This window comes from Actibacterium sp., from assembly GCF_041584535.1.
Classification (GTDB): domain Bacteria; phylum Pseudomonadota; class Alphaproteobacteria; order Rhodobacterales; family Rhodobacteraceae; genus Actibacterium_D.
The window spans coordinates 1-1,621 of record NZ_JBFHDW010000415.1; the positions used below are offsets into that span (position 1 = coordinate 1).

Sequence of the window (1,621 nt, forward strand, 5' to 3'; positions counted from 1 at the left end):
CGGCGAATCCGGCGCCGATTACGTCAGCTTTGGCCCGATCGGTGACAGCAATCTGGGCGACGGCACCCGCGCCGAATTCGATCTGTTCGACTGGTGGTCGAAAGTGATCGAAGTGCCGGTCGTGGCCGAAGGCGCTCTGACCGCCGACCTGATCCGCCAATTCACCCCGGTCACCGATTTCTTCGGCATTGGCGAGGAAATCTGGACCGCCGACTCGCCGGTTCAGGCGCTTGATACCCTGATCAAGGCGATGGGCTAAGGTCTTTTCCGGGTCCAAATACTCCCGCCGGAGGCGCGGTTTTTCAGCGAAAAACCGCTATCCGCGTCAGCGGCCCTTGAACAGACCGCCTAAGATTCCGCGCACGATGCGACGGCCCGTGGTGCCCTTCAATTCCTTGATCACCGCCTGACCGATGGCTGATCCCAGCGTATCATCCTTGCTGCTGCGGCGCGAGGTCGAGCGGCTGACGCGGCTGCCGGAATAACGGCGGGCGGTCTTGAATTCGCGCTCGCGGACCTCGGCCTCGTCCTCGGCGCGCTCGGCGGCCTCGGCGGCGTGGGCAGCATCAGCGGCGCGTTGCACCAGCACCTCATGCGCTGAATGGCGGTCGATAACGGTCTCGTATTTGCCGGCAATCGGCGATCCGGCGATCAGGGCGGCCCGCAGCCCGGCGTCAATCGGTCCCAATTGCGAGCTGGGCGGGCGGATCAGCGTGCGTTCGACCATGCCCGGAATGCCCTTGCGCTCCAGCATCGAGGTCAGCGCCTCGCCCACGCCAACCTCGCGGATCGCGTCCTCGGTCGAAAAGCGCGGGTTGTCGCGATAGGTCTGAGCCGCCAGTTTCAGATCCTTGCGATCCTTGGCGGTAAAGGCGCGCAGCGCGTGCTGCACCCGGTTGCCCAGCTGGCCCAGAATATCCTCGGGCACATCCGCTGGGTTCTGGGTGCAGAAATATACGCCCACCCCCTTGGACCGGATCAGCCGCGCCACCTGTTCCACCTTGTCGATCAGCGCCTTTGGCGCATCGTCGAACAGCAGATGCGCCTCGTCGAAAAAGAACACCAGCTTGGGTTTGTCAGGGTCGCCCACCTCGGGCAGGGTCTCGAACAGCTCGGACAGCAGCCACAGCAGGAAGGTCGCATAGAGCCGGGGCGAGGCCATCAGTTGATCCGCGGCCAGAATGTTGATCCGCCCGCGCCCATCGGCATCGCACAGCATCATGTCGGCCAGATCCAGCGCCGGTTCGCCAAACAGTTTCGCGCCGCCCTGATTCTCGATCACCAGCAGACGCCGCTGAATCGCCCCGATCGAAGCGGGCGAGATATTGCCATAGCGCAGCCCCAGATCGCCGCGGTTCTCGCCCAGCCAGACCAGCATGGATTGCAGGTCTTTCAGATCGAGCAGCGCCAGCCCCTGTTCGTCGGCCACCCGGAAGGCGATGTTCAGAACGCCCTCTTGCGCCTCGGACAGTTCCAGCAAGCGCGAGATCAACAGCGGCCCCATCTCGGCCACGGTGGTGCGGATCGGATGGCCCTGTTCCCCGAACAGATCCCAGAAAATCGCCGGAAACGCCTTGTAACTCAGGTCCAGCCCGATGGTCGCCGCCCGTTCGGAAAAGGC

Annotated in this window: 2 protein-coding genes; one reads left to right on the forward strand and one right to left on the reverse strand. The window is 64.0% G+C overall.

The window, feature by feature from the left end; all coding sequences use genetic code 11:
* The coding region (locus tag ABYW26_RS14275; RefSeq protein WP_372605576.1) for a thiamine phosphate synthase at nucleotides 1-259 on the forward strand (259 nt) is incomplete at its 5' end.
* A 66-nt stretch (nucleotides 260-325) separates the two neighbouring features.
* On the opposite strand, the gene ABYW26_RS14280 is transcribed toward ABYW26_RS14275, so the two are convergent.
* Nucleotides 326-1,621: helicase HerA-like domain-containing protein (locus ABYW26_RS14280; protein ID WP_372605577.1), on the reverse strand; the 1,296-nt coding region annotated here is incomplete at its 5' end.